This window comes from Methyloferula stellata AR4, assembly GCF_000385335.1.
Lineage (GTDB): Bacteria > Pseudomonadota > Alphaproteobacteria > Rhizobiales > Beijerinckiaceae > Methyloferula > Methyloferula stellata.
Genome location: NZ_ARWA01000001.1, coordinates 2253964 through 2273854, shown reverse-complemented (window position 1 = coordinate 2273854; position 19891 = coordinate 2253964). Strand labels below are relative to the sequence as shown.

Here is a 19891-nt window from a genome sequence, read left to right as displayed (position 1 = left end):
TCTCTCAACCAATAGTCCGCTTGAACTTTAAAAAGCGGATCGGCGGCATGATCCCATAGGCCGCGAAGCCTAGGGCGAGAATGAGCGCATAGACGATCGCGCCGCCCGCGCCGACAATGACGAGCGACAGCTCATTGCCGAAATGGCCGATCCTCAAGGCCAAAGGCAATGCCCATCTGCCTGCGAAGACGGCAAAGACCGACAGCGCGAAAGAGGCGACCGACACGCAGGCCACCATCTGCCCCAAGCCAAAGGTCGGTTTGGTGGCACCCTGCCGGAAGGCAAAGCCGATCAGCAGTAGAAAGTTGAGCCAGGCGCCGACCGCCGTCGCCATCGCAAGGCCCGCGGCGCCATAGGGTTTGAACAGCACGATTTTCAAGGCGACATTGACCGCTACCGCGAAGAGCGAAATATACATCGGCGTTTTCGTGTCGCCTTGCGATTGAAAGCTCGCCACCGCCGAGCGGATCAAAACAATGGCGATGAGGCCGAACCCATAGGCCTCGAGCACGGAAGCCGAGGCTTCGACGGCCTCTTCAGTGAAGGCGCCGCGCAGAAAAATCCCACGCATGATCAAGTCCGGGATCATGATGAAGGCGATGAAAAACGGCGCTGACAAAATGAGCGACAGCGTGAACGTGCCGTTTTGCGCAGTGAAGGCCGCGGCGGAATCGCCCGCCGCATGCCGCCGGCTCATTTCCGGCAAGAGCACAGTGCCGGCCGCGATCCCGATGACGCCGATCGGCAATTGATAGATACGGTCGGCATAATAGATGGACGATGGTCCGCCGGTTGGCAGAAGCGAGGCGATGATCGTATCGGCGAAAAGCGCGATCTGCACGCCGGCCGAACCGATGACGGCGGGCCCGAGAATGCGGAAGAATCTTTTGACGTCCTCGGTGAACTCAGGCCGGACGAGGCGCTCGAGTCCCCCCGCGTGCCAGACGCCCCAAAACAGCAAAAGGAATTGCGCGACGCCGGAGATCGTCACGCCCCAGCTCGCCGCATAGCCCGCGTTCGGAAATAGAAAGGCCAAAGCGAGACAGGCGATCATCGCGAGATTGAGCAGGACCGGCGCGAAAGCCGCTGCGGAAAAATAGCCAAGCGCATTCAAAGTGCCCGACTGCAAGGTGACGAGCGTGATGAACAAAAGATAGGGAAAGGTGATCCGTGTCAGCGTGACGGCGAGCGCGAATTTTTGCGGGTCTTCGCGAAAGCCCGGCGCCAAGAGATCGATGAAATAAGGCATGAAAGCCCAGGCCACGATCAGAAGAACGATCTGCGAGATCAGAAGAAGCGTGAAAATCTCGCTGGAGAAGGCGCGCGCCTTTTCATGCCCCTTCGTTTCGAGGAGCCGCGCATAGCAAGGCACATAGGCCGCATTGAAAGCGCCCTCGCCGAAAATGGCACGGAAATGATTGGGCAGCCGGAAGGCCACGACAAAGGCATCGGCAATGAGACCGGCCCCCAGAACGCTGCCAAGCAGAACGTCCCGGCAAAACCCCGTCGCGCGCGACAGAAGCGTCAGCGCGCCGACCGAAAGAAGATCCTTATGCATTGCCTCGCTTCACGCGAAACCGAAATGTCGGATCGACGTTTCGGCATCGGCCTTATTGCATTGAAAAGATATGGCGCATCCCTTCTCCCGCTTGCGGGAGAAGGTGCCGAGCGTATGCGAGGCGGATGAGGGGTTCTCTCGACCCGACAACCTTCCCTCATCCGACCCGGCTTCGCCGGGCCACCTTCTCCCGCAAGCGGGAGAAGGGACGCGCCGATCCATTGGGCATAATTAGACTTAACTCCCGCCGACTTTCCGATTCGCAACGGGATCATCGGCCACTCGCGCCGCAAGTCCAAGTTCGTCTCCGACGAGATAGAGCGGCCGCCGTTTCACTTCGGCAAAGATACGGCCGATATATTCGCCGAGTATACCCAGCGATAACAATTGGATGCCGGCCAGAAACGTCACCGAGACAATGAGCGAGGCAAAGCCCGGCACGTCGACGCCGAAGAGGATCGTCTCGCCGACGAAATAGACCGCCGAGGCGAGCGCCATGCCGGAAATGAAGGTCCCGATATAGCTCCAGACCTTCAAAGGCGCGTTTGAAAAGGACATGAGCCCGTCCAGCGCGAAACGCGTCAATTTGCGATAGCTGAATTTCGACGAGCCATAAGCACGCGGTGCGACATCGAAAGGCACGCCGATCGATTTGAAGCCGATCCAAGCATAAAGGCCTTTTGAAAACCGCGCCTGCTCCCGCATGGTGCGCAAAGCCGCGACGGCCTGCGCGTCGAGAAGGCGAAAATCGCCCGCCCCTTCCGGCAGCGGCGTCTCGCCGAAGCTTTCGAAGAGTTTGTAGAAACGCTGCGTCAGAAGCCGCCGCAGCCGGCTGTCGGCGGTTCTGTCTGTCCTCTGCCCATAGACATTCTTATAGCCCTGGCGCCAGAACGAAACGAAGGTCTCGATCATTTCCGGCGGATGCTGGAGATCCGCATCCATGATGACGGTCGCGGCGCCACGCGCATAATCCAACCCGGCGGCAATCGCGATTTCCTTGCCGAAATTGCGGCTGAGCGCCAAGGCCTTGACGCGGGGCTCTTGCGCATGCGCCTTGACCAATTGCAGATAGGTATCGTCACGCGACCCGTCATCGACGAAAATGACCTCGAAAGACGCGGCGCATCGTGCCAGCACCGGCAGAAGCTTTTCGAGAAGAATGCGGATATTCTCGGATTCATTATAGACCGGGATAACGACCGAAAGATCCACGGCTTCTGCGGCATCAGGCGATGATGTCATCAAGAACGATTTTCTCCGAGCATGACTCCGAAGTGCCTGCCGGCTTTCCGGGTCAAGATCATGCGTCCAAACAAAAACGGAAGCGACGCCGTGCTATAGGTGCTTCGATATCAAATCCTGCCAGATGACAAGACGTAAAAAGCGTCAATAAAATGTTGCCGGGCGCTACTTGTCGCGTTCGGGCAAGCTTAACCCAGCTCTCAAGGATTGAGCCTCCCTATGGCAACCGGCTTTTCATTTTGTCTTTGTGCCGATGATTTCGGCCTCTCGCCGGGCGTCAGCCGAGGCATTCTCGCGGGCCTCCAGGCCGGACGCCTGACGGCGACGAGCGTGATGACGACACGGCCGTCTTGGCCGGAGGCGGCCGAGGCGCTCCGCGCTTTTCAAACCACGGCCGACATCGGCCTGCACCTCAACCTGACCCTTGGCGTGCCGCTTACGTCCATGCCGCGCTTCGCGGCCTCCGGATCCTTGCCGCCGATCGGCAAAGTCATAGCCGCGGCTGGACGCAAGTCTTTGCCGGAGGCCGAGATCCGCGCCGAGATCGAGGCCCAGATCGATGCCTTCGCCACCCACTTCGGCAGGGCGCCCGATTTTATCGACGGGCATCAGCATGTGCAGATCCTCCGGCCTATTCGCCCCTGGCTCTTCGATGCGCTCGAGAGCCGCGGTCTCAGGGGTAAGGCCTGGCTCCGCGACGCCGGCGACCGGCTGCCCGCGCTTCTGGCGCGCGGGATCGAAATCAAAAAGGCTCTCGCCGTCGCCTGGCTCGCACGCGGCTTTGCCCACGACGCCGCGGCGCGTGGATTTCAAACGAATCAAGGCTTTTCCGGCTTTTCCAGCTTTGACGCCGACCGCGATTATGCAGGGGATTTCGACCGCTATCTCATTGCGCCCGGGCAACGCCATCTCGTCATGTGCCATCCGGGCTTTGTCGACGACGAGCTGATCGGCCTCGATCCGGTCACGGTCTCACGCCCGAAAGAGCTGGAATTCCTAATGTCTTCAAGATTTAAGGCCTGCCTTGACCTACGGGGAGCCAGTCTAGCGCGCCTTTCATCAGCTTGACTTGCGCATCATAACTCGGAAACGTTGTTTTAACCTGATTAATACATGTTCTGCTCATTATTGATTTTTGCTTGTTATTTTGTGGGCTGCGCCGCGCGAGATAACAAGCCCTTGTCGTTATCACGCCCACCCGCTCCCATACCGAACTCAGGACGAGGATCCTCTCGTCATAACGGCCGCGAAGACGGTTTTGAGTTGATAGATGATCTTAACGAGGCGAGGAATTTCAGACGCAGCCGAAAGCACGCCCGCGCCGGCCAGGTCGAGCGTGCCTGGCGGCGAGACGTCGATGCGTCATTCGATCGTCTCGCTCTCGCTGGCGATCATTGCCGCGGCCTTGATCATCACCATTATCGTCGCCGGGATTTATAATCAGCGGCAGGCGCTGGCGACGCTGACGTCGCGCGCCGAAATCTCGATCGACATCATCAAGCTGCCGTTGAGCAATGCGATCGAACAGACGCTTCCAGATCCCTCCAACCCGGCAAACCCCGTCTTCGGCGATCTGATAAAAGCCATCGCCCAAGGACTCATGAAGGATGGCGACGCAGTCGCCATCCTCGTCGCCGATCAAAACGGCCATGTGCTGGTGTCCGATGCGACGACGCCGGAATTGGGCCTGAACGACACCGCCATCAAGGCCGCCCTCAATCCTGCCGACGGAGCGACGCCGCTTCGAGGGTATGTGTCGGTGGACGATGACTCCGTCATTGTGGCGAGCCGCCTTTACGGCCAATCCGCACAAAAATCCTTCCTCGGCAGCGTCGCCGCGCGCTATTCGCGCGCGCATTCGCGCATGGGCGCAAATCATGAATTTCTCGTCTCGGCCGCGGGCGCTGCCCTTCTCCTAGCGATCGTCGGATCGATTCTCTACCTATTGCTCATAAGGATCACGTCGCCGCTCGATCAATTGGCAAAAGTCATTCTTCGAATGGGTGACGGCGATCTGAAAGTGCCCGTGCCTTGCTGCCAGCGCAGCGACGAAATCGGCGCCATGGCGCGGACGATTCAGTTTTTCAAAGAGAAACTGACGGAACGCCAGAGCCTGCAGGCGAGCGTGGAAGACGCCCGGCGGCATGCGGAAGAACGCCGGCACCAAATCGAGATCATGGTCGCCGATTTTCGCTCGATGGTCAGCGGTGCTTTGGCACAGGTCAATTCGCATAGCGACCAGATGGCGATGGTCGCGGACATACTCGCCACGATCGCCAAAGAGAACAGTCAGCGTGCCACCGATTCGTTGCAATCGATGAATGCAGCTTCGACCAATGTACGCATGGTCGCGCGATCTTCGGAAGAATTGTCGGCGTCCATCACGGAAATCGAACGGCAAGTAGAGCACGATCAGGCCGGAATGCGGGCGGCGGCACGCGCCACGACCGAGACGAGCGGCACCATTCACGGGCTCGCGGCCAAGGCCGGCGAGATCAGCGAAATCGTCGGCTTGATCCAGGCCATCGCGGCGCAGACCAATCTTCTCGCCCTCAATGCGACGATCGAGGCGGCGCGAGCCGGCGAAGCCGGCCGTGGATTCGCGGTCGTGGCGCAAGAGGTCAAGACGCTTGCAAATCAAACTGCGAAGGCCTCGCAGCGCATAGCCGAACATGTCGAAGCCATTCAAAGCGCGACCGCCAATGCCGTGAACGGTATTTCATCCATCGCCTCGACGATGACTGAGGCGCAGGGCTTCACGGCGATCATCGCCGGCGCTGTCGAACATCAGTCGCAGGCGACTGCGGAAATTCTGCAAAGCGTGATCAAGGCCGCCTCAAGCGCCGAGTCGGCGACCACAAGCATGAAGAGCCTGTCGATCGCCGTCGCGGAAGCGGATCAATCGGCGGCGCAGGTCCGTTATTCGGCCGCCGATGTCGCCGACCAGACCCGCCAGCTCAGCGCCACCGTGGATCATTTCCTGCGCCAGGTCGCGTCGGTCTAGGCTGCCTTCTGCACGCCCTTGATGGCATGCTCATATTTCTCGGCGGCATAGTCCCAGTTTACGAGGCTTTCCATGAAGGCCTTGAGATAATCCGGACGCCGGTTGCGATAGTCGATGTAATAGCCATGCTCCCAGACGTCGATCGCGAGCATCGGCATCGCGCCCTGGAGAAGCGGATTATCCGCATTTCCCGTCTTCGACACGCTGATCTTTCCGTCCTTCACGGAGAGCCAGGCCCAACCCGAGCCGAATTGGCTTGTGGCGGCTTCGACAAGCGCCTGGTGCATTTTGTCCATCGAGCCGAAGGAATCCTTCAGCGCTTTTTCCAAGGAGCCGGGAATTTTCCCGCCACCATTGGGCTTCATCGACTTCCAATATTCGTTGTGATTGTAATGCTGCGCGGCATTATTGAAAAGCGGTACGTTCTTACCATGAGCGCTCTTGATCACGTCTTCGAGTGACTTGCCTTCGAGACCACTGCCTTTCAACAGTTCATTGGCGGTCGCCACATAAGTTTTGTGATGCTTGTCGTGATGATATTCGAGCGTCTCCCTCGAGAGAAAGGGCTGCAACGCCTCATAGGCGTAAGGAAGTTCCGGCAAGGTAAAGGACATTGTCTGCTCCTCACGGTTAAAAGCCGTGCCAAAGATAAGCCCGGCCAATCCGTATGAAAATGAAGTAGCGCCCTACCTGTTCCAAACAAGTTTGATATAGAATCACTTTTTAAAAGCTTGAGCATAATAAAATATATGCCTTTATTTTGCCCTTGATTCGTCGTTTACTTCGCACACTTCTTGTTAAGCTGCCATGTGCGAAAACTTGTGAAACTGGTCTTGAGCCTTGGAGGAGACTCCGCCGCGTTGGGTCTGACATTATGAGTTATATCGTCTTCGTCCTCGGTGCCCTTTTGGCGATTGCAGGAGGTCTGTCGGTTTACGACGGATCCAGCATCATTACGCTCGAACGGGGCTGGGCCGAAGTCATCGCTGGCTCCGTCGCCCTGACAGGCGGGATCGTGACGATCGGCCTCGCGATGGTGCTGCACAAGCTGCAAGCGCTGCATGGCCTCTATAAGACATCCGTGCGGGTTGCACCCACGCCAGCCGACAGTATCGCCGTCGCACCTCCATTCGCCGCTAAGCCCCCAGCCGTCAAACCTCCGGCCATTGAACCGCCGCCGGTTGCCGCCGTTGCGCCCGCCACGCCGCCGCCTTTGGCCGCCGTGGAATCGAACGCAGGACAGCGCCGGGATGGCCCAGGACTTTGGCCGCCAGCGGCCCGACCGGCCTATACGCCAGAACCCGAGCCGCTCGAGGAGACAGTTCCCGTCTCGAGCGCCATGTTCGAAGAGGTCGAGACGAGCTTGACGGCTCTCAATCCGCCTCCCGTGGAAGAGGCTGCTATGCCTCAGACCCCGCGGCCGTCAGCCGCCGCTCTGTCGCTCGATGAAATGTGGAAGCGCGTCACCGAGGAAATCGACAGGCCCATTTTTCCGCCGGAACGAGAAGCTGCTTTCAGCCCTCCCCCGGTCGAGCCGGAGGTGGCGGCCGCCGAGCACCCGGCCGAGCCTGATGCACCGGTGGAGACAGCCGCGACCATCGAGCCCGAGCCGCAGATCGAAGACCCCACGCCCGAACCGGTTGAAGAGATAGCAGCCGAGGCGCCCGCGGCTCCGAACCCAGCGCATGTCGAGACGCCAGCCGAGGAGCTCTACACGCCCCCCGTCGAGCCGCCAATGGCGGAGCCGGCCGTCATCGGACGCTATGAAGCGGAAGGCACGTCCTATCTAATGTTCGCCGACGGCTCGATCGAAGCGCAGTCCGAAGCCGGCATCTTCCGCTTTGCCTCGATGGCCGAATTAAAGGCCTTCATCGAAGACAGGCAGGCGGTCGAGCCCTAACTCAACTCGCCGAAGTTTCGAATGTCCCATCGACGCAGGCGAGCGCGAAAGCATATTCGAGCGCGATTTCGGCCAGGTGATCGAAGCGGCCCGACGCGCCGCCATGTCCGGCATCCATATTGGTCTTGAGCAAAATGGGTCCGCCCCCGGTCATCGTGGCGCGCAGGCGCGAGACCCATTTCGCCGGTTCCCAATAGGTCACGCGCGGATCGGTGAGACCGCCGAGCGCCAGGATCGGCGGATAATGTTTCGCGCCGACATTGTCATAAGGCGAATAGGCCAGCATGGCCTGGAAGGCTTTTTCGTCGAGGATCGGATTGCCCCATTCGAGCCATTCCGGCGGCGTCAGCGGCAGGTCGGCATCGAGCATCGTATTGATGACATCGACGAAAGGCACGTCCGCGATGACGCCGGCAAAAAGCTCGGGCGCCAGATTGACGGAAGCGCCCATCAGCATGCCGCCGGCGCTGCCGCCATGCGCCACGATACGGCCAATGCGCGTATAGCCCAGGCTCGCAAGATGACGTCCGGCCGCGACGAAATCCGAAAACGTATTGGGTTTCTTTTCGAGCTTGCCGTCGGTGTACCAGTGCCAGCCCTTATCGGTCCCACCACGGATATGCGCGATCGCATAGACGAAACCGCGATCGACAAGCGACAGGCGATTGGTGCCGAAAGCCGCCGGCATCGGCGTGCCATAGGCGCCATAGCCGTAAAGCAGCAGCGGCGCGCTGCCGTCCTGCACGAGATCCTTGCGATGCAGGATCGAGATCGGCACCTGCTCGCCGTCGGGCGCCGTCGCGAAAAGCCGCCGTGTTATATAAAGCGCCGGATCATGGCCTGAGGGAATCTCTTGGCGCTTGCGCAATTGCCGCTCATGCGTCGCAAGATCGTAGTCGTAGATTTCCTTCGGCGTCGTCATGGACGAATAGGAAAAGCGCAAAGTCGTCGTCTGAAATTCGAGCTGCCCTTCGAGACCCAGATGATAGGCTTCCTCATCGAAGGCGATAGCGTGCTCCGCGCCGCCATCGAACGCGCGCACAACAATGCGCGGCAGGCCCCCCTCGCGTTCGAGCCGCACATGATAATCGGCAAATACACGTTGCGCGACGACCATCGTGCCTTGCCGATGCGGCACTTCATCGACCCATGATGCTGCACCAGGAGATGCCAGCGGCGCGCTGACGATCTTGAAATCCTCGGCGCCCCCCGCATTGGTGCGGATATAGAGCCGGTCGCCACGATGTTCGACATCGTAGCGGATGCCGGGCTTGCGCCCCTCGACCATGCGCGGTTTGGCGTCCACGTCAGAGAGATCGATCAAATGGCATTCGGCTGAATCATGATCGGCGATGCTGACGACGGCAAAGGCGCGCGAGCGGCTGCGTTTCAGATGAACGAACCATTTGGGATCGAGCTCTTCGAGCACCAGCACGTCGCTCGCGGGGTCGGTGCCGAGCCGATGCCGGAATACTTGCGCGGTGCGATGATTGTCGTCGACGCGGACATAATAAAACCCGAGCGAATCCGACATCCAGACGATGGTGCCGTCGGTATCGAGCACGACATCCTCCGCGTCCTTGCCTGTCGCAAGATCGCGGACGATGATCGAATAGAGTTCCGATCCCTTGGCGTCGCGGCTCCAGGCGAGCTTCGCATGATCGGGCGCATGGCTCGCTTCGCCGATCTCGAAGAAGGCTTTGCCCTTCCCCTCCTCGTCACCGTCGAGCAGGATGATTTCGTCGCCGCCGGCCTTCAACTTGCGGCAGATCAAAGGATGCTGACCGCCTTGGCGATGGCGATCGTAATAGAGCCAGTCGCCATCCGCGGCCGGCACCTCGGCATCGTCTTCCTTGATCCGGCCGCGCATCTCCGCGGCGAGCTTCTTCTGCAAATCGGCCGTCGGTGCGAGACATTGCGCAGAATAGTCGTTTTCCGCTTCGAGGAGCGCGCGAATGTCTTGCGGCAGAGCCGCCGGATCGCGCAAAACCTCCTGCCAATTGGCAGCCTTCAGCCAGGCGTAATCGTCGACAAGGCGCGTGCCGTGAACAGTCTTTTCCTGCGGCCGCTTTTCGGCGACGGGCGGCTTGGCGAGCGTGGCACCGGATAATGTCTTTGTCATTTCATCCAAACATGTCTGCGAGCGGCATGAACCCATGCGGCCCCATTGGAATCGGCCGTACTCAGCCTTCCTTCGGCGTGAATTTCAGCGCCAGACCATTGGTGCAATAGCGCTGGCCGGTCGGCTGCGGACCATCCGGAAAGACATGACCCAAATGCGCTTCGCATTTGGCGCATCTGATCTCGACGCGTTGCATGAAATGCGAATTGTCGACATGCTCGTCGACCACTTCTTTATCGACAGGCGCGTAGAAGCTCGGCCAACCGGTACCGGACTCATATTTCGTGTCCGAGGTGAAAAGCGGCTCTCCGCAGCAGACGCAAGAATAGATGCCGGGCTTTTTCTGGTCCCAGTTCGGGCCGGTGAAAGCCGGTTCAGTGCCGTGCTTGCGCGCGACGGCATATTGCTCCGGAGTGAGCAGTTCCTTCCACTCCGCATCGGTCTTCACAACTTTGTTTTTGACTTCATCTTTCGACATAGTGTCCTCCGGTTCGGTCATAGGTTAGTCGCTTGGGGAAGCCGGCTCCAGCCAAGCGCGATCGGCGCGACGGAACCTCTTTACCGCTTTTAACTGGATCTAAAATGAGCCTTTTAAGTCATTGGCTTATATATAGGTTCGGAGATGCGGAACCAGTTGTGACCCTATATCCTGGGCGCGTTATTTGGCGCTCCCGCACCGCTTTTCCATAAGTCCTTATGCAATTTCCAGCTCTTTTAAAGATTTCGATTGAAACACAAGAAATAAGCTTCCCGCTACTTGCGGGCGGTAAGTTTTCGTCATAAAAATAAGGCAACACTAACAAGTCGATTCCTTCGAAATCGCACAATAGTTATCTGAGCCATCCGATAGACCCTAAATAACCGTGATTGACCATAAGACATCACGGTTTAATTGATGATGCGCACCTTTTCAGGATGATGAGCGGCATGAGCGACACATCTGGTTCCGATAATTATATCGAATTGGCCGCGGACATTGTCTCGGCCTATGTCAGCAATAATTCAGTTCCGGCCTCGGATCTGCCCAGTTTGATTAATGACGTGCACTCGGCCCTCATCCGCGTCACGGCGGGAAATGTCATTGTGCCCGTCGAAGCGCCGAAGCCCGCCGTGCCGACGAAGAAGTCCATCACCAACGAATTCATCGTGTGCTTGGAAGACGGCCGGAAGTTCAAGTCCCTGAAACGGCATTTGCGGACACAATATAATATGTCCCCGGACGAATACCGTGAAAAATGGGGCCTGCCGCCCGATTACCCAATGGTCGCCCCGAATTACGCCAAAGCCCGCTCGAACCTCGCCAAGGAAATGGGGCTTGGACAGCAGCGCCGGCGGGTCCCGGCGGCGAAGAGGTAGGACCGCGGAAGCAAAGCAGGCTCGCGGCCTGCTTACCCGCCCTATCCGATTGCTTTAGAATTTAACGCCAAAAGCCGATCCCGGCGCCCCCAATCGGGGCGCCGTCCGTTTTGCGGTCAGGCGATGGCCTGTTCGGCGACCTTCGCATCCCGCTTGATTCGCTCGACCATGGACCGCACGCCATTCGTGCGTTGCGGCGTCAGATGCGCGGCAAGGCCGAGGCTTTGAAACAGGTCTTGCGCATCGGTCTTCAGGATCTCCGAGGCGGTGTGGCCTGAATATATCGCGAGAATGAGAGCCACCAGCCCGCGCACGATATGCGCATCGCTATCGCCCTTCAGATTGAGCACCGGCTTTCCCGACTCGTCCTTCACGATGGTCGTTTCCAGCCACACCTGGCTGGCGCAGCCGAGAACCTTATTCGCGCTATTGTGCGCTTCATCGGACAGAGGATCGAGCGCGCGGCCGAGTTCGATCAGATAACGGTAACGGTCTTCCCAATCGTCGAGGAAGGAAAAGTTGTCGAGTATTTCTTCGAGGTTCATAGCTGACCGGACGATCTAGAGAGAAATGATTGCTCTCTGTATATCGGCGGAAGGGGGGATGAGGCTATAAAAATTTCGCGCTGCCACATAGCCGAAGACTATGCTCAATTGTGCTGCACGGACGCCTTATGCATAGTCACTGGCCGGCTTGACTCGCCTTCGGCCAATCGGAGCGGCCGCTTCGGGGGAACCACCTCTACTGCCGGGGCCTGCGTCGTCGCGACAATTTGCGGCAGCTTCGCAGCGGCAGCGACACAGTCGGCCGGCACCTTCAGACATCCCTCTTCGAGCTTGGCCTTGACAAGGCTACCCGCGGCCGTCGCGAGATCTCCGGCCACGCCCGCCGCGGCTTTCATCATCCCGTCCTGCAGGCTGCTGCCCGCCGCTTGCGCGGATGGCGTCTCCTGCGGCCAGGTCATCGCGTGAAAGACGATCGTCAGCCAGAACACGCAGCGAATGAGAAAGAACATAGGCGCTATCCCCCAGAGCGGGATGAGGAAAACTGGATGGCCGATCCAGGCCACTTTGGGTTTTATAGCGCGGGCGGATAAAGGCCCCGCCAAAGTTCGCGCTCAAATCGCGCCAACTTGATTCACTTTTGAGTCAGCATGAAGCGGAGCTGACAAGAGCTTTTAAACCATAGGCCGAAGTTTCGCTGGTTTGGCACGGCTTTGGATTTGATTTTGCGCCTGATTCACCCGTTTTGCTCAGGTTGCTTAGGGTTCACTTAAGGCGCACCTGCGACTGTCTTCTCCGGAAGAGAGCGTGACCTTCTCTTCATCGGTGGGTTGCGGCTGGAGTTCGGCCTTGAGTTATTTTGTGCGTTTCGAAGATCAGGCGAGCACCTTGCTCCATCAAGGCGCTCTGAACGATCTCGCCGAAAAAACCCGCCATAAAGGATTTATGCTGCTGCAGCTCGCGATGAGCTTTGCCGCCTGTGCCATCGCACCTTTCTATCTTGCCTTTCACGGCGCGCCGGCACTCTGGCAGACATTGGCCTTCATCTTTGCCATGGTGCCGCTGGCAGGACTGGCTTTCGTCTGGCGCACGGGTCGGTTCGCCGTCGCACAAGCCCTTTCGAGCTTCAGCTTTATCGCCGTCGGCGTCACGCTCGCGGTCGGCGGCGGCGCGCCCTATCAGGCGGCGCTTGCCTGGCTGATCCTGGCGCCGCTTCAAAGCGTGCTCACGGCCAACCGTCTGTTGATTTCGGCAAGCGGCTATGGCGCGGCGCTGGCAGCCGCCGCGCTCGCGGTGCTGAGCGCAATGGGCGTCGTCTCGATCGATTTTCCTGTTACCCAGTCGATGCTCTTCATCGTCCCGGCCATCCTCTATGCAATGGCTTTGGCGCTCAGCGCGGCGCATATCGATACGCTGCAGAACAGTTCGGCGCGATTGCATGCAAGCCGGTATCAGGCGATCTCGCAGGCGGTCGGCGACGTCATCATCTGCTTCGATCACATGGGCGGCGCGGAATTTGTCAGCGCCGATTGCGAATCGCGGCTCGGCCTGCGGCGCCAGGATCTGATCGGGCGTGGCTTCTTCGAGCATATCCATGTCGCCGACCGCCCGAATTTCTTGAAGGCCGTGGCGGATGCGACGCTCTCGCCCGAACGGTTGAGCCTGACGCTGCGGCTGCGCACCCTCATACCGTCATTGGAGGATGGCCTGCCCTGCGTGCCGGTCTTCCTCTGGATGGAAATGCACGTGCGCCGATTTGCCGACGGGCATGATGGAAATGCGCGCGACGGCAAAAATCGGGCGAGCATCGCCGCCATCCTGCACGACGTCACCAGGTCAAAGCAGCGCGAGGAAGAGCTCGAAGCCTCCCGCGCCACGGCCGAGCGTGTCAGCCAATCCAAGGATCAATTCCTGGCCAATATGAGCCATGAACTGCGCACGCCGCTCAATGCCATCATCGGCTTCTCCGAAATGTTGAGCAACAGCGAGCTTGCCCCGCGCGATCCCGGCAAACAGCAGGAATATGCAGAGATCATCCGGCATTCCGGACTGCATCTCCTGTCGGTCGTCAATTCGATCCTCGACATGTCGAAGCTTCAATCCGGCAGTTTCGCTTTGACGCCGGAGCCCTTCGACATCGCGCCATTGGTCGATCTTTGCTGCGACATGATCAAACTGAAAGCAAACGAAGGCGAGGTCGAGCTCATCCGCGCCTATCCCGGAGAGATTCCGGAGATCGTCGGCGACAAACAGGCCTGCAAGCAGATCGTGATCAATCTCTTGTCGAATGCGATCAAGTTCACGCCCGCCAAGGGACGCGTGACGATCGGCGTGCAGCCGGAAGGCAATTCACTGCTGATTCGCGTGACCGACACCGGGATCGGCATCGAGGCTAACGATCTGACGCAGATCGGCGATCCCTTCTTCCAGGCAAGCGCCTCCTATAATCGCGCCTATGACGGAACCGGCCTGGGCTTGTCCATCGTGCGCGGTCTCGTCAGCCTGCACGGCGGGACGATCGCGATTGAAAGCGAACCCGGCAAGGGCACCTCGGTCACCGTGCGCCTGCCCCGTGATTGCCGCCAAGCGCGCGTCAAGCCAGCCAATGCGACAGAGTTCACGACCATTCCACGCCGCACGCGGCAAGACGACGTGCGGATATTTTCCAACGAGATGATGGTGAAGAAAATTGCGTGAGGCCCTTGCCCGTATCGACAATGATTTCGTCCTGTCCGAGCCAAGACGGAAAGGCGCGCGGCGTGACAACCGCGGCGTGCTGCGGACCCTCATAGGGGCCGTCCATTTCGCCGCGAAACACATCAATCTTCTGCTGGGGCTTCTCTTCGCCGCGGTGTTGGGGACCGTTTTTATGAACGCGCTCGTCTGGCAGAAGACCCGCCATCCGGCGCCGCTCTTCGGCCATAGCGTCGCGCTCGAGGCGAAGGTCGAACCCGTGCACGAGGTGCCTGTGCCCGCGGCGCGCCCGGCGGCTCTCCCCGAACCGCCCGCGCCTGCACCCGCGCCCCAGCCTGCCGAGCAGCCTGCAAGCGCGCCGCATGGACGCGATCCCATGGCCGAAGTGGCCGAGCTGTCGACCCAAAAGCCTGCCGCCTCGACGGCGTCGCATGATCCGATCGCGCAATTACTGAAATCGCCGGCACCGGCCGAATCGAGCAAGAGTATTCTTGCCGCGCAGCGCGCTCTGATGAAGCTCGGTTACGTCGTGAAACCGGACGGCGTGATGCGGCCCGCGACGCGTCAGGCGCTCGAACAATTCGAGCGCGATCACAACTTGCCGGCGCATGGAACTTTGACGCCGAAGGTCCTGCGCGAACTCAGCTCGGAGTCGGGGCTCACGGTCGAGTGAGCTTTCGATCAGCGCGCATTTAGCGCGACGACATGCTGCCCAAAATGCCGCGCAGGATCGCATGCGCGATCTGGGTTCCGGCCGAGCGCGCCGCCGATTGCACGGCAGAGCGCATGGCCAATTCGGCTGGCGACATTTTTTGACGCTTGCCGGTCCCGCCGCCGGTAAATATTTTGGCGAGCCATCCCCAAACGATCGTCAGCCCCCCGCCTTGCGAGGGAGCGCCGGCATTAGGTCCCGGCGAACCGGACTGCGGCGCGCCCGCCTGACCCATCCGCCCTTCGCCCCGCGCCTGCAAGACTTCGAAAGCGGACTCGCGATCGATCGCGGTTTCGTATTTTCCCAAAAGACCGCTGCGCTTGATGATCTCCTGACGCTCTTCCGGCGTGATGGGCCCGACCCGCGCGGAGGGCGGCGCGATCAAGGTCCGGGCGACCATTTCCGGCGTGCCTTTTTCATCGAGCATGGAAACCAAGGCCTCGCCGACGCCCAATTGCATGATCGCTGTTGCCGTATCGAAGCCAGGGTTCTGCCGGAACGTATCGGCCGCCGCCTTGACGGCGCGTTGATCGCGCGGCGTGAACGCCCGCAACGCGTGCTGAACGCGATTGCCGAGTTGGCCTAGCACCGTCTCGGGTACATCGAGCGGATTCTGGGTTACAAAATAGACGCCGACGCCCTTCGACCGGATGAGCCGCACCACCTGCTCGATCGCGGTCAGAAGCGCCTTCGGTGCGCTATCGAACAAGAGATGCGCTTCGTCGAAGAAGAAGACGAGCTTCGGCTGGTCGAGATCGCCGACCTCCGGCAATTGCTCGAAGAGTTCGGAGAGCATCCACAGCAGGAAGGTCGCATAGAGGCGCGGCGAGCGCATGAGTTTGTCGGCTGCGAGCACATTGACGATGCCGCGCCCGTCGCGATCTTTTCGCAGGAAATCGTGGATATCGAGCGCCGGCTCGCCGAAAAACGCGGTCGCGCCCTGGTTTTCGAGCACCAGCAACTGGCGCTGGATCGCGCCTATGCTAGAAGGTGCCATGTTACCATATTGGGTGGTCAGGCTTGCTGCGTCCTCGGCCAGATGCTGCATCAAGGCGCGCAGATCCTTCAGATCGAGCAGCAGCAGGCCTTGCTGGTCGGCAAGCTTAAAAGCAATATTGAGAACGCCTTCCTGGATCTCGTTGAGTTCGAGAAGACGCGCGAGCAGCAGCGGCCCCATATCCGAGATCGTCGCCCGGATCGGATGGCCTTGCTCGCCGAAAAGATCCCAAAACACGGTCGTGAAATCGTCGGGCACGTAAGCGGTGCCAAGATCCGCCGCGCGTTTCACGAAGGCAGGTTTCGAATCGCCCGGCATGGCAATGCCGGAGAGGTCGCCCTTGATGTCGGCTGCGAAGACCGCCGTGCCGGCCTTGGCAAATCCCTCGGCCAGCAATTGCAAGGTCACCGTTTTGCCGGTGCCGGTCGCACCCGTAATCAGGCCATGGCGATTGCCTTTCGAAAGGGTAAGATATTCGGGCTTATCGCTTTTGCCGAGGAAAATGCGTCCCGGCATTTGATTTGGATCATCGGCCATGGATACGTCCTGCACGAAATTTTGCCCATCCCGCTCTAAGCGGTCCTGCAACATTCATCATATATGAAGCAGCGAAGACCAAATGGCGATGGGCCGGCAACCGGCGGCACGTGAATACAACCGGCACTCAAGGAGCCTGCATGGAAGAACTCATCCAACGCGTCGCGACGGCCGCAGGCATTGCGCCGGACAAGGCGGAAACCGCCATCGGCATGATCTTCGCCTTTTTGAAAAAGGATGGACCCTCCGCCGAAGTCGACGCTTTATTGGCCGATCTTCCCGGCGCGCCGCAAGCCGCAGCCGCGGCGGCCGAGCATGGCGATGGGCTTCTGGGCGGGCTCATGGGCGCGATCGGTGGCGGGCTGATGGGGTTGGCCGGTCAATTAACGGGCATCGGGCTCGGCATGAGCGAGATGCAGGCGATCGGCAAGGAAGTCTTCTCCTTTGCGCGCGAAAAGGCCGGCGACGAACGGATCGGTCAGATCGTGTCAGCCATCCCTGGGTTGAGCCAGTTTCTATAGGCCAGGATTCGCTCAATGAGCCGTCATTACGGGAGCCATAGGGCGTGCTTTGCACGCCCGTCGAAAATAAAAAGCGCCCGGCTGAAGGCCGGGCTATGGCTCCGAAGCAATCCACGCCACCGCTTGAGTCCTGGATTGCTTTGCTTCGCTCGCAATGACGGTCTTTCGACGCCGCGCTAGCGCAAACTACGGTCTCGGCGGCGGCGCGACGCTGACCGCGATGCTCGAATAATAGGTGGCCAAATCGGCAATATCGGAATCGGTCAGCTTTTCCGCGACCGTATTCATCATCTCATTCTTGCGGCCGCCCGTGCGGTAGGCCTGGAGCGCCGAGGTGAGATAGATTTGCACTTGGCCGGCAAGGTTCGGAGCTTCCGCTAGTTTGGAAACGCCATCGCGGCCGTGACACGTGATGCAGCCAAATGTTTTGATCTTCTGCGCGCCATTCGCGGCAGACCCATCGGCATAGACCGCCGTTCCGGTCAAACTCAGAACGGCGGCTATCGCAGCGAATTTTATCTTAAGCACCGCATGCCTCTTGGCAGGTCGACCTACTTCTTGCCTTCATAGGTGATGCGATAGACCGCGCCGGCGAGATCGTCCGAGACGAGCAGCGAGCCGTCGCGCATCTGCTCCACGTCAACAGGGCGGCCGGTATATTCGCCGTCCTCGTCGAGCCAGCCTTCCGCGAAGGGCTTCGAGCCGTCCGGCGCCTTCCCCTCGGCGTCGATCTTCGTCACCATGACGCGGGCGCCCACGGGCACCGTGCGGTTCCAGGAGCCATGTTGCGCGGAGAAGATCGCGCCTTGATATTCCTTCGGGAACATCTTGCCCGTATAGATCATCATGCCGAGATCGGCGGCGTGAGCGGCCTCCTCGACGACCGGAAACACGACATCCGCCGGCGGGGTCTGGTCCTTATATTCGGCGGTCCTGGTATGACCACCGCCATACCAGGGGAAGCCGAAATTCTCGCCGGGCTTCGTCGCGTGATTGAGTTCGCCCGGCGGCTGATCGTCGCCCATGCCGTCCACCTGATTGTCGGTGAACCACAATGTCTTGTCGGCGGCGAAATCCATGCCGACCGAGTTGCGGATGCCATGCGCGAAAACCTCGCGGTTGGAGCCGTCACGGTCCATCCTGATGATGCCGCCCATGCCGAACTTATAATAGAGATCGTATTTGGCGGGCGCGTAGACATTATAAGGCTGACCGATCGTGATGTAGAGCTTGTTGTCCGGCCCGACGCGGCAGACGCGCGCCGAATGGTTGAAGCTCTCTTCGCTCGCCGGGATCAGCGCTCCCTGCTTGACCACTTCCGAAACCGCGACATCCGGATTCTCGTAGAAGAATTCCGCAGCCGGGAAGTTCAGCACCCGGTTCTGTTCGACCGTGAACAGGAACCCGTCCTTCGAAAAGCAGATCCCGTTCGGATTGTTGAACTCGATCGTCGGCGCGAACTCGCGCACGTCCTCGGCAGCGCCCACGTGGCCGCGATCGGTCAAACTGTAGATCTTCGTCTTGCGGGTCGAGACGAACGTGACGACGCCCTGCGGCCCGACCGCGATCATGCGCGCATCCGGCACGAGCGCATAGAGGCTGATCTTGAATCCCGGCGGGAGCTTGATGGTCTCCAAAGTCTTCTTAATCGCCGCCGCCTTTTCGCCGCCTTGAGGTACGGAGGGAATGGTGCGCGCGCCGGTCGACTTGAAGTCTTGAAGCTTGTTCATCGTGGCATCTTGCGCGGGTGCCTCCGCCGCCGGCTTTTGCGCGGCTGCCGGCAGAGCACCGGTCGAAGCCAGCAGCAGGCCGCCCAATACGATCGTAATCGCAGTTTTTGCTTGCGCCATAATGTTTCCTCACCCCTGGTTGGTGCTTACAAGCCCGCCTTTTCCGGCGGTGCCGAGTTTGTTCTGTTAAAAACGATATGCCGAACGAAACGTTCGACAGAATGGGATGCGTCGCTTGTGCGACCGTCTGATGCGGCGGCCAGATTGAGCCTTAATCTCATAGAGATTATCCAATTCGGAATGACCCGCAAATGACACCTTCGAGAGTGCCCTCGCCGTCTGGCCCGCAGAAGCCTCGATGGAAAAGTCCAGGACTGCAAGAGTTTAGCGCCAGGCCCCGACTTTCTCCCAGGCGCGTCATGACGCCTGTTGCATCGCACAGGGCTTTTGCGGCATATGCTACCGGTGGAAAGCCAATTCGCGCTTTTCGTCCCCTTCACGTCCTGGTCCAAGCCGTTCCGATGATGAAATCTTCGCGTTTTTTACACGTTGGCCTCGCTTTGACGCTCGTGGCCGCAGTGAGCCTGCCTGCTTTTGCGGCGACCAATTATGATGGCACCTATCGGATCGACGCCACGACGGACGTGGGCGACTGCCAAAGGACGGCGAGCGGCTCTGTGACCGTGTCCGATGGTCTCATTGTCGCTACGAGCGACAGCGCGGTTCAGCCCTTTGGCCGCGTCGGCGGGGATGGTGTCGTCTCTTTCGCCTTCCATCGCGGAACGGACGTTGCGCATGTCTCAGGACGCTTGAGAGGCGCATCCGGCCAGGGCGCCTGGTCGGTTCCGACGCAGCAATGCGGTGGCCGCTGGCACGCACAGAAAGAACGCTAGAACATCGGATCTTCCGATAGAATTGTCAGAAGGCGTCATGCGCGAACTTGATCCGCGCATCCAAGGAGCTTTCCGACACAGCAATGCGTCAAGCCAAATGCTGTGCGGCTTGAATTAAAGCA

At 59.7% G+C, this 19891-nt stretch carries 18 protein-coding genes; 8 read left to right on the top strand and 10 right to left on the bottom strand.

The features are described 5' to 3' along the window. Positions 1 to 4: 4 nt before the first annotated feature. The gene (gene murJ / locus A3OQ_RS22110; protein WP_020175465.1) at positions 5 to 1558 is read right to left on the bottom strand and encodes a murein biosynthesis integral membrane protein MurJ; all 1554 of its coding nucleotides are present in this window, start codon (positions 1556 to 1558) and stop codon (positions 5 to 7) included. A 237-nt stretch (positions 1559 to 1795) separates the two neighbouring features. Further along, the gene (locus A3OQ_RS0111095; RefSeq protein ID WP_020175463.1) at positions 1796 to 2800 is read right to left on the bottom strand and encodes a glycosyltransferase family 2 protein; all 1005 of its coding nucleotides are present in this window, start codon (positions 2798 to 2800) and stop codon (positions 1796 to 1798) included. Positions 2801 to 3019: 219 nt separating this feature from the next. Between A3OQ_RS0111095 and A3OQ_RS0111090 the strand changes: the two genes are divergently transcribed. Together A3OQ_RS0111090 and A3OQ_RS23585 are read left to right on the top strand one after the other, a co-directional pair. After that, positions 3020 to 3868, top strand: a complete 849-nt coding sequence (locus A3OQ_RS0111090; RefSeq protein ID WP_020175462.1) for a ChbG/HpnK family deacetylase — start codon at positions 3020 to 3022, stop codon at positions 3866 to 3868. Positions 3869 to 4157: 289 nt separating this feature from the next. Then, positions 4158 to 5804 carry a methyl-accepting chemotaxis protein gene (locus A3OQ_RS23585; protein ID WP_161607332.1) on the top strand — a complete coding sequence of 549 codons (1647 nt, stop codon included), beginning with the start codon at positions 4158 to 4160 and terminating at the stop codon, positions 5802 to 5804. On the opposite strand, the gene A3OQ_RS0111080 is transcribed toward A3OQ_RS23585, so the two are convergent. Beyond that, positions 5801 to 6418, bottom strand: coding sequence for a superoxide dismutase (locus A3OQ_RS0111080; protein WP_020175460.1), 618 nt, complete (start codon positions 6416 to 6418; stop codon positions 5801 to 5803). The two genes, A3OQ_RS23585 and A3OQ_RS0111080, sit on opposite strands and share 4 nt — an antisense overlap. Positions 6419 to 6678: 260 nt before the next feature. Between A3OQ_RS0111080 and A3OQ_RS23580 the strand changes: the two genes are divergently transcribed. Continuing rightward, the gene (locus A3OQ_RS23580; protein ID WP_020175459.1) at positions 6679 to 7704 is read left to right on the top strand and encodes a hypothetical protein; all 1026 of its coding nucleotides are present in this window, start codon (positions 6679 to 6681) and stop codon (positions 7702 to 7704) included. A gap of 1 nt (position 7705) precedes the next feature. On the opposite strand, the gene A3OQ_RS0111070 is transcribed toward A3OQ_RS23580, so the two are convergent. Together A3OQ_RS0111070 and msrB are read right to left on the bottom strand one after the other, a co-directional pair. After that, entirely contained in the window at positions 7706 to 9826 is a 2121-nt protein-coding gene (locus A3OQ_RS0111070; RefSeq protein ID WP_020175458.1) for a S9 family peptidase, read from the bottom strand. Between the two features lie 61 nt (positions 9827 to 9887). Next, positions 9888 to 10304, bottom strand: coding sequence for a peptide-methionine (R)-S-oxide reductase MsrB (msrB, locus tag A3OQ_RS0111065; protein WP_020175457.1), 417 nt, complete (start codon positions 10302 to 10304; stop codon positions 9888 to 9890). Positions 10305 to 10753: 449 nt separating this feature from the next. Here msrB and A3OQ_RS0111060 point away from each other — a divergent pair, with 449 nt between their 5' ends. Beyond that, positions 10754 to 11182, top strand: a complete 429-nt coding sequence (locus A3OQ_RS0111060; RefSeq protein WP_026595723.1) for a Ros/MucR family transcriptional regulator — start codon at positions 10754 to 10756, stop codon at positions 11180 to 11182. A gap of 116 nt (positions 11183 to 11298) precedes the next feature. Here the strand turns inward: A3OQ_RS0111060 and A3OQ_RS0111055 are convergent, their stop codons facing one another. Beyond that, positions 11299 to 11727 (bottom strand): SufE family protein, encoded by a 429-nt coding sequence (locus tag A3OQ_RS0111055; RefSeq protein WP_020175455.1) that lies wholly within the window; start codon positions 11725 to 11727, stop codon positions 11299 to 11301. 104 nt (positions 11728 to 11831) lie between these two features. Then, positions 11832 to 12197 (bottom strand): hypothetical protein, encoded by a 366-nt coding sequence (locus tag A3OQ_RS0111050; protein WP_020175454.1) that lies wholly within the window; start codon positions 12195 to 12197, stop codon positions 11832 to 11834. 337 nt (positions 12198 to 12534) lie between these two features. Here A3OQ_RS0111050 and A3OQ_RS22095 point away from each other — a divergent pair, with 337 nt between their 5' ends. Together A3OQ_RS22095 and A3OQ_RS0111040 are read left to right on the top strand one after the other, a co-directional pair. Further along, positions 12535 to 14382, top strand: coding sequence for a sensor histidine kinase (locus A3OQ_RS22095; RefSeq protein ID WP_152428405.1), 1848 nt, complete (start codon positions 12535 to 12537; stop codon positions 14380 to 14382). Beyond that, positions 14375 to 15052, top strand: coding sequence for a peptidoglycan-binding domain-containing protein (locus A3OQ_RS0111040; RefSeq protein WP_020175452.1), 678 nt, complete (start codon positions 14375 to 14377; stop codon positions 15050 to 15052). The genes A3OQ_RS22095 and A3OQ_RS0111040 overlap by 8 nt, the downstream gene beginning before the upstream one ends. Before the next feature lie 19 nt (positions 15053 to 15071). Here the strand turns inward: A3OQ_RS0111040 and A3OQ_RS0111035 are convergent, their stop codons facing one another. Next, entirely contained in the window at positions 15072 to 16625 is a 1554-nt protein-coding gene (locus A3OQ_RS0111035; protein WP_020175451.1) for a helicase HerA-like domain-containing protein, read from the bottom strand. Between the two features lie 140 nt (positions 16626 to 16765). On the opposite strand from A3OQ_RS0111035, the gene A3OQ_RS0111030 reads away from it, so the two are divergent. Next, entirely contained in the window at positions 16766 to 17146 is a 381-nt protein-coding gene (locus A3OQ_RS0111030) for a DUF2267 domain-containing protein (RefSeq protein ID WP_020175450.1), read from the top strand. Positions 17147 to 17332: 186 nt separating this feature from the next. On the opposite strand, the gene A3OQ_RS0111025 is transcribed toward A3OQ_RS0111030, so the two are convergent. Both A3OQ_RS0111025 and A3OQ_RS0111020 read right to left on the bottom strand, forming a co-directional pair. Then, entirely contained in the window at positions 17333 to 17674 is a 342-nt protein-coding gene (locus A3OQ_RS0111025) for a c-type cytochrome (protein WP_020175449.1), read from the bottom strand. A gap of 23 nt (positions 17675 to 17697) precedes the next feature. Then, positions 17698 to 18996, bottom strand: coding sequence for a PQQ-dependent sugar dehydrogenase (locus A3OQ_RS0111020; protein ID WP_020175448.1), 1299 nt, complete (start codon positions 18994 to 18996; stop codon positions 17698 to 17700). A gap of 401 nt (positions 18997 to 19397) precedes the next feature. On the opposite strand from A3OQ_RS0111020, the gene A3OQ_RS0111015 reads away from it, so the two are divergent. Next, on the top strand, positions 19398 to 19769 hold the full coding sequence (locus tag A3OQ_RS0111015) for a hypothetical protein (protein WP_020175447.1): 372 nt from the start codon (positions 19398 to 19400) through the stop codon (positions 19767 to 19769). Positions 19770 to 19891 lie beyond the last annotated feature (122 nt).